This window comes from Lentzea indica, assembly GCF_012184385.1.
GTDB lineage: Bacteria > Actinomycetota > Actinomycetes > Mycobacteriales > Pseudonocardiaceae > Lentzea > Lentzea indica.
Window position 1 is genome coordinate 1 of sequence record NZ_VSRL01000355.1, and the last position, 7,310, is coordinate 7,310.

Consider the following 7,310-nt stretch of genomic DNA (forward strand, 5'->3'; position numbering starts at 1 on the left):
GCCGGTCGACCAGCTCAGCGGTGGTCAGATGCGCCGCGTGGTGCTCGCCGGGCTGCTCGCCCGCGGCCCTCGCGCGATCATCCTCGACGAACCGCTGGCCGGGCTGGACGCCGCGAGCAGCCGCGGTTTGCTGGCACTGCTCGCTGACCTGCGCCGCACCACCGGGCTCACCGTGATCGTCATCTCGCACGACTTCTCCGGGCTCGAGGAGCTCTGCCCCCGCACGCTGTACCTGCACAAGGGTGCTCTGACGCCCGCGACCGCGACCGGAGGAGCGCTGTGACCACCGCGACCATGCCGACCACCCCGCCCAGGCAGACCCGGCCGGTGGTCCTGCTGCGGCCGGTCCCCGGCACCTCGCCGGTGCACGAACTCTGGGCGGGCACCAAGATGGTCGCCATCGGCCTGATCGCGGTGCCGATGGCGCTGGCTCCCGGCTGGGTCTCGATGGCGCTGGTCACGGCGTTCCTGTTGGCCGTCGCCCGGCTGGCGGGGGTGTCCTGGAACGCGTTGCCCACGATGCCGCGCTGGCTGTGGATCCTGCTGTCCGTCGGTACCGTGGTGGCCGCCTTCGCCGGTGGGGCCCCGAACCTCGTGCTGGGACCGGTCACGTTCGGTCTGGGCGGCCTGCTCAGCTACCTGCAGCTGTTGATGGTCGCCGTCGTGATGCTGGGAGCGTGCTCACTGGTGTCGTGGACCACCAACGTCGCCGACATCGCGCCGGCGGTGGCGAAGCTGGGCAGGCCGCTCAAACAGTTGCGCGTGCCCGTCGACGACTGGGCCGTGACGCTGGCCCTGTCGCTACGGGCGTTCCCGATGCTGCTCCAGGAGTTCCGCGTGTTGTTCGCCGCCCGCAGGCTGCGGCCTCGCGCGGCCGAGGCCACCACCTGGCGGGAGAACTACCGCAGGCGAACCACGGATCTCGTCGACGTGATGGCCGCCGTGATGACGGTGTCGCTGCGACGCGCCGACGAGATGGGCGACGCGATCACTGCTCGTGGTGGTTCAGGGCAGATCTCGGCGTCGCCCGCGCGGCCGAAGAGGACCGACTTCATCGCGCTGGCGGTCGTGATCACTCTGAGCGTTCTGTCGTTCTACATCGAGAACTTCACTCCGCTGTCCACCGCCTCGTGATACCGCTGCACGGTGGTGGGTGCGTGCGGCCAGCGGGGTCCGCTCAGGTGAGGAGTTCGTCGATGTGGTCACAGCACTAGCGACAGCCCCGGACGGCGGCAACTGCCTTGGCCAGGTTCCTGGCGAGGTTGCCTTTCCTCGCCACTGAGACGTGTTCGAGCTCAAGCCAGCCGGCGAGCAGCCGCAGCTCGTCCGCCAGCTCCAGAGCGACCGCGCCGGGATCAGCCCCCGGCTCGGCGAATGCGCCGAGCACCCGCAGGACCCCCGCACCGCGGTCGCTCTTGACATCGATCCGCGCCACAAGGCTGTCGCCGAGGAGGAACGGAAGCACGTAATAACCGTGGAGCCGCTTGGCCACCGGCGTGTAGAGCTCGATCCGGTGGCGGAAGCCGAAGATCCGCTCGGTGCGCGGCCGCGACCAGACCAGCGGATCGAAGGGCGTCAGCAGGGCGCGCGCCTTGCGCGCGGGCGTTGGGAGCCGTCCTGTTGTGACGTAGGCAGGGGCGCTCCAGCCCTCGACTCGGGTCGGGGTGAGGGCGCCGCCCTCGACCAACTCGGCCAGGCGTGCCTGAGACTCCTTCCGCGGCAGGCGGAAGTAGTCACCAAGATCGGGTTCGGTCGCGACGCCGAGGCGTGCCGCCGCGATCAGTAGCAGCTGACGCTGCGCCTCGTCCTCGGACGGGGTCGGGGCGTCGAGAACGGCCTTGGGCAACACCCGCTCGGGAAGGTCGTAACGGCGCTCGAAGCGGACGCGGTGCGCGGCGCAGACGCGGCCGGCGAAAAAGAGGTAATCGAGCGCGATCTTGGCCTCGCTCCAGTTGTACCACCGGTTTCCGGGCTTGCGCACCGGCGTGGCGAGCTCGGCGGCACGGATCGGGCCCCGCTCGCGCACCGTGCGCAGAACCGACTCGAGCAGCTCGGGCTTCTCGGCGGCCAGGAGGCGGGCCGGTTTCTCGGTGAGCTTCTCCGCCCGTGCCATCCGCCAGCGCAGCAGCGGCTGCAGCTCGACCGGCAGCAGTGAAGCTTCGTGCCCCCAGTACTCGAACAGGACGCGGTCGCGCCCGGCCCGCGTTGCGGGTCCTGCGCCGGTGTCAGCATGCGAGGCCAGGCGGTCGAGGGTGGCTCGCGGGTAGGGGCCGAGCCGGGAGAAGAGCGACAGGTAATGGGAGCGGCACAGGACGTTGACAGAGTCCAGCTGCAGCAGGCCGACGTCGTCGATCGCACGCCGCAGGCGGCGGGCGTCGATCCGGCCGCCCGGTCGCCGTCGGCCCATGCCCTGGGCAGCGAGTGCGACGCCCCGCGCCTCCACCGCACTCAGCTCGATCTCCGCGCCGACGCTCACCGTCCTCATTCTGGCACCCACACGATCACCAACCACAACCTCATCCCGGCCAAGGTTCGTGGTCAGAGCACTGGCAGGACTTCGTTGAGTGCCTCGCGACAACACCCCGCACGGTCATGACCGGACGAGGTGATGCCGTTTTCGGGTCGACCAGCTTCACCCTCATGGTTGTGCCAGCGGAAGTGCGTCGAGGACACTGCGCAGGTGGGCACGCATGGCCTGTTCCGCGGCCTCGGCGTCACCCGCGCACACGGCGTCGATGATCGCCAGGTGTTCCGGCAACGAGATCTGCGGACGGCCGGGCTGGGTGGCGAGGCGGAACTGGTGGCGGACGTTCTGCCCGCGCAGGCGATCGAGCACGGCGCGCGCGGTGCGCTGGCCGCTGATCGTCAGCAGGAGCGCGTGCAGTTCCTTGTTGAGGCCCGAGTATCCGAAGACGTCACCCGAGCTGACGGCGTCCCGCATCCGCTCGCCGATCTCGCGCAGCTCGGCGTGGTCGCGTTCGGTGGCGCGCCCGGCCGCCTTGGCCGCGCACAGACCTTCCAGCGCCATGCGGATCTCCGTGATCTCGACGGCTTCCTCGAGTGACACGGCACGCACACGAGCACCGCGGTTCTGGATGCGCTCGACCAGCCCTTCGCCGGCGAGCTGCACGAGCGCGTCGCGCACGGCGGCACGGCTCGCGCCGAACTGCTCGGTCAGCTCTGCCTCGACCAGGCGTTGGCCGGGGGAGAAGTCACCGCTGATGATCGCGCCACGGATGGCGTCTACGACCATCCTCACCCCCTAGCCCCTTTGGTCGTGACCAATTTAGACCGGCGGGGTGCCGTGGGTGTGGAACGACTCGATCGTCTTGAGCCCCCACGCCTGTCCCTTGGCGCGCTCGGCCTGCGTCCACGTGACGGGTTCCCAGTCGGGGGCGAAGATCAGCCGCCCGGTCGGGTTGCACAGCTCGATCCGGTTGCCTCCGGGTTCGTAGAGGTAGAGGAAGAACGTCTGCTGGATCGCGTGTTTGTGCGGCCCCGTCTCGATGAAGACCTCGTTCTCCAGCGCGATGTCGGCGGCGCGCAGGATGTCCTCACGGGTGTCGGTGGCGAAGGCGATGTGGTGCAACCGTCCACTGGAGCCGGTCCAGTCGTCGGTGTAGACCAGGTCGTAGGACTTCTGCCCGAAATGCGTCCACTGCGCGGAGATCACGCCGGTGTCGAGCATGATCTGTTCGGTCACCCGGCCACCAAGGGTGTCGTAGACGAACCGCCCGTTGCTCTCCGCGCTCTGCGCGAGGTAGTTCACGTGGTCGAGCCTCCGCACTCCCACGCCCCGGCCGGGGTAGGCCTGTGCCTGGTTCTTGAGCGCGGGCCGCAAGTGCTCCGGCGGCTGGTACCACTCGGTTTCCCAGTAGAGCTCCATCTCGTGCCCGTCGGGGTCGCGGAACAGGTACGTCGGCCCGACACCGGTGTCGCCGTCGGTCCAGCCCACGCCCAGGCCTCGTGCCTCGATGGCGGCCACGCGCCGGGCCAGCGCCTCGGGGCTGGAGGCACGCAGCGCGGTGCGGCCCACGCCGGAAGTGGCGGCCGCGGTCAGCTTGAGGCTGTGGTGCTCGTAGTCGTCCCACGTGCGCAGGTAGACCGAGTCGCCGTCGGTGCCGTTCTCGGTCAGGCCGAGCACGCGGACGAAGAAGTCCAGGCTCTCCTGCGGACGCGGGGTGAACAGCTCGACATGGCCCAGGTGGGCGACCTCGTGGCCCAGCGAGTTGGACATCGGTGCCTCTCAGTCGGTCGGGCGGGGGAAAACGGTGCCGTCGAACAACATCCGGGCGGTGCGGATGACTCCTGCCCGCCGCACTCGCGGTCCGTCGAGTTCGACGGTGACGGCCAGCTTGCCGGTGGGATGTTCGACTTCGACGGGGTCGTGCGGGCTGAGCAGGTCGTGGCCCACCGCGCCGGGCATCAGCAGCGCGGTCACGACGCTGACCGCACCCAGCACGCCGATCGAGGTGTGCGGCCGGACGGGGATGAACGTCCTGGTGCAGATCGCGCCGCCGGTCCGCGGTGGCGCGACGAGTGTCGTCTTGGGTACCGATGTCGCGCTGACGTCACCGAGCCCCATCAGCTTGCCCGCCTTGGTGCGCAACGACTCCACGCGCGGGCCAAGAGCGGCCAGCTCCTCGACCGTCTCGTACCCGGTGATACCCAAGTCGGCGGCACGAGCGACGACGACGGGCATCCCGTTGTCGACGCACGTGACTTCGACGCCGTCGATGACGTTGCGCACCTGTCCGGTGGGCAGCAGGCCGTGACCGGCAGAGCCCTCCGTGTCCGCGAAGTCGAGCTGCACGGCGGCGGCCGTACCGGGCACACCGGAGATGGCCGTGGTGCCACGAGGATCCACGCGGCCGCCAGGGGTGGGGAAGGTCGTCGTGGCGAGGCCGCCGGTGTTGGTCATCCGCACCCGTGCCGTCGTGTGGTCCGGGCCGGCGGGCAACAGACCGCGCGCGACGGCGAACTGGCCCACCGCGGCGAGGAGGTTGCCGCAGGTCTGCCGATCGGACACGGTGGGGGTGTCGACGCCGAGCTGCAGGAACAGGTAGTCGAGGTCGCGGTCCGGGCCGTCCGCGGGCGACACGATGGCGACCTTGCTGGTCAACGGATGTGCGCCACCGACACCGTCGATCTGGCGGGGATCTGGCGTGCCCATGATGCGCAACAGCAGGTCGTCGCGGGCCCGCGGGTCGGCCGGCAGGTCGTCAGCGAGGAAGAAAGCACCTTTGGACGTGCCGCCGCGCATCAACGCGCAGCGCACGCCCTCGTCCGTCATGTTCCGCTCCGCTTCTCGTACTCCTCGAAGGTGAGGTACTCCACGCCCAGAGTGCTCAGCGTCTCCCTCAGCCCGTAGCGGTCCAGTCCCAGTTCACCGGCTTCGAATGCGGCGCGGGCCGCGGCCTCCTTCTCCGTCCTGGCCCGTGCGGCGGACACGGTCGTGGAGACCTGCTCACGGGGCACGCACACGACGCCGTCGTCATCGGCCAGCACCGCGTCACCGGGCCGGATGACCTCCCCCTCGACGACCAGCGGCACGTTGACCGATCCCGCGGTCGCCTTGACAGTGCCCTGCGCGCTGACCGCGGCCGACCACACCGCAAAGCCCATGTCCCGCAACGCCTTCACGTCACGGACGCCTGCGTTGATCACGAGGCCGCGGACACCCCGGCGCCGCAGGGCGGTGGCGAACAGCTCACCGAACAGGCCGTCGCGCGAAGGACTCGTGGTGGAGACCACCAGCACGTCGCCCGGCCCGCACTGCTCCACGGCGGCGTGGATCATCAGGTTGTCACCGGGCCAGCACAGCGCGGTCACGGCGGTGCCGCCGATGGCAGCGCCCTGCTGGATCGGCCGCAGTCTCGACCCAAGACTTCCCTTGCGCCCCATGGCCTCGTGCACGGTCGCGACGCCGAGCCCTGCCAGGACGTCCACCTCGGCGAGGTCGGCCTTCGGCGGGCCGGTGATGATCACGCCCCTCATGCCAGCGCTCCGGTGACCTGCGGATAGACCCGTGCGTAAGCCTCGCCCATCGTGGTGTGCGGCAGGCCGAGGTTCGGTCCGGCGTTGCGCTTGAGCTGCACGCCACGCCGTTTGGCGAGGTCTGTGTAGTAGTCCCACATGTGCTGCTGCGCGGGCAGGCACTCCATCGCCTTGCGCTTGCGGTCGAACACCGGCGTGATGTCCAGCAGCACGTCCGGCCGGAAGTCGCACTGCTCCGGCTGGTGCGGTTCGAAGAAGAACACCGGCGGAGCGCCCAGCGGCTCGCCGGGCGCGTCGTAACCCACCGCCTGCGCCAGCACTCGGGCTTGCAGGGCCATCCGTGCCGCCGCCGGGTGGTCGCCGTTGTACGGATCGGCCAGCGTGTGCGTGAGCACCACGGTCGGCGCCACTTCCCGATACACGTGAACCAGTTCGTCGACCAGGTCGTGGGACTCGACCAGCGGGTAGTCGCCGGCGTCGAGGAACCGCACCTCCGCACCGAGCGCGGCAGCCGCGTTCTGCGCCTCCCGCGCGCGAATCACCTTGATCCCCTCCAGCGTGTGCCCCTCCCTCCAGGCCTTCGCGGACTCACCACGTTCGCCGTAGCTCAGGCAGACCACGGTGACCCGGTCACCGCGCTCCGCGGCCAGCGCAATGGCCCCACCGGCCCGCCACACGAAGTCGCCGGCGTGCGCGCTGACGACCAGCAGACTGCCTTTGTCGGTCGTGTCTGACATCTGTGCTCCTTGCTCAGGGCCGGTCCAGCCTGGTCAGCCAGGCGAGGGTGGCGTCGCTGATCGCGGTGGGCGTGCCGAGTGCGGCGAGGTGGTCGCGGGCCGCCGTCATCTCGTGCCTGCGGCGGGCGGCATGTGCTGTGGTGCCGGTGATCAGCCGATCCACCAGGGCATGCCCGCCCAGTTCGCGCGCGATCTGGTCGCGCACCCACTGCTCACACCCCGCCGCCTCACCTGCCGCGACCGCCTCCAGGACGGTCGCCGCCAGTCCTTTCATGAAGACCGAGCGCAGCAGTTTGCGTTCGGCGGCAGCTCCCGCAGGTGCCTCCAGCACCTCCACCTCGGCTCCGAGCGCCAGGAAGAGCTGCGCGACGCGGCCGGCACCTGGACCGGACACGAGCAGCGGGGTGGCCGCACCCTGCCGGGGCACCGGAGCGAGCACCGCCACGTCGGCCATCGCCACGCGCACCGTCCGCGCGATCTCACGCTTGGTTTCCGGTGCCGCGCTGGTGAAGTCGGCATAGCAGGCGTGCGCCGCCAAGGCCGGCGCCGCTTCTTCCGCGGCGGCGACGGCGGAAG

Annotated in this window: 9 protein-coding genes; 2 read left to right on the plus strand and 7 right to left on the minus strand. The window is 70.2% G+C overall.

Annotated features, from left to right (window positions below):
* Positions 1 to 283, plus strand: a 283-nt coding sequence (locus FXN61_RS45440) for an ATP-binding cassette domain-containing protein (protein WP_167980017.1), incomplete at its 5' end; no start/stop codon positions are given.
* Positions 280 to 1,134, plus strand: a complete 855-nt coding sequence (locus FXN61_RS45445; protein WP_312878502.1) for a CbiQ family ECF transporter T component — start codon at positions 280 to 282, stop codon at positions 1,132 to 1,134. The genes FXN61_RS45440 and FXN61_RS45445, both read left to right, overlap by 4 nt.
* Before the next feature lie 76 nt (positions 1,135 to 1,210).
* On the opposite strand, the gene FXN61_RS45450 is transcribed toward FXN61_RS45445, so the two are convergent.
* The 7 genes from FXN61_RS45450 to FXN61_RS45480 all read right to left on the minus strand — a co-directional run.
* Positions 1,211 to 2,485 (minus strand): winged helix-turn-helix domain-containing protein, encoded by a 1,275-nt coding sequence (locus FXN61_RS45450; RefSeq protein ID WP_167980018.1) that lies wholly within the window; start codon positions 2,483 to 2,485, stop codon positions 1,211 to 1,213.
* Between the two features lie 153 nt (positions 2,486 to 2,638).
* Positions 2,639 to 3,253: a GntR family transcriptional regulator gene (locus FXN61_RS45455; protein WP_167980025.1), complete on the minus strand. Its 615-nt coding sequence runs from the start codon at positions 3,251 to 3,253 to the stop codon at positions 2,639 to 2,641.
* A 33-nt stretch (positions 3,254 to 3,286) separates the two neighbouring features.
* Positions 3,287 to 4,237, minus strand: coding sequence for a catechol 2,3-dioxygenase (locus tag FXN61_RS45460; RefSeq protein WP_167980019.1), 951 nt, complete (start codon positions 4,235 to 4,237; stop codon positions 3,287 to 3,289).
* A gap of 9 nt (positions 4,238 to 4,246) precedes the next feature.
* The gene (locus tag FXN61_RS45465) at positions 4,247 to 5,293 is read right to left on the minus strand and encodes a 4-oxalomesaconate tautomerase (RefSeq protein WP_167980020.1); all 1,047 of its coding nucleotides are present in this window, start codon (positions 5,291 to 5,293) and stop codon (positions 4,247 to 4,249) included.
* Positions 5,290 to 5,997 (minus strand): 4-carboxy-4-hydroxy-2-oxoadipate aldolase/oxaloacetate decarboxylase, encoded by a 708-nt coding sequence (locus tag FXN61_RS45470; RefSeq protein ID WP_167980021.1) that lies wholly within the window; start codon positions 5,995 to 5,997, stop codon positions 5,290 to 5,292. Before FXN61_RS45470 ends, FXN61_RS45465 begins: the two co-directional genes overlap by 4 nt.
* The gene (locus FXN61_RS45475; protein WP_167980022.1) at positions 5,994 to 6,734 is read right to left on the minus strand and encodes a PIG-L deacetylase family protein; all 741 of its coding nucleotides are present in this window, start codon (positions 6,732 to 6,734) and stop codon (positions 5,994 to 5,996) included. The genes FXN61_RS45470 and FXN61_RS45475 overlap by 4 nt, the downstream gene beginning before the upstream one ends.
* Positions 6,735 to 6,747: 13 nt before the next feature.
* On the minus strand, positions 6,748 to 7,310 hold a 563-nt coding region (locus FXN61_RS45480), incomplete at its 5' end, for a DUF1932 domain-containing protein (protein ID WP_167980023.1).

Excerpts from the sequence above, each read along its gene's own strand:
- FXN61_RS45450 (WP_167980018.1), bottom strand. The coding sequence starts at position 2,485 with ATGAGGACGGTGAGCGTCGGCGCGGAGATCGAGCTGAGTGCGGTGGAG.
- FXN61_RS45455 (WP_167980025.1), bottom strand. The coding sequence starts at position 3,253 with ATGGTCGTAGACGCCATCCGTGGCGCGATCATCAGCGGTGACTTCTCC.
- FXN61_RS45460 (WP_167980019.1), bottom strand. The coding sequence starts at position 4,237 with ATGTCCAACTCGCTGGGCCACGAGGTCGCCCACCTGGGCCATGTCGAG.
- FXN61_RS45465 (WP_167980020.1), bottom strand. The coding sequence starts at position 5,293 with ATGACGGACGAGGGCGTGCGCTGCGCGTTGATGCGCGGCGGCACGTCC.
- FXN61_RS45470 (WP_167980021.1), bottom strand. The coding sequence starts at position 5,997 with ATGAGGGGCGTGATCATCACCGGCCCGCCGAAGGCCGACCTCGCCGAG.
- FXN61_RS45475 (WP_167980022.1), bottom strand. The coding sequence starts at position 6,734 with ATGTCAGACACGACCGACAAAGGCAGTCTGCTGGTCGTCAGCGCGCAC.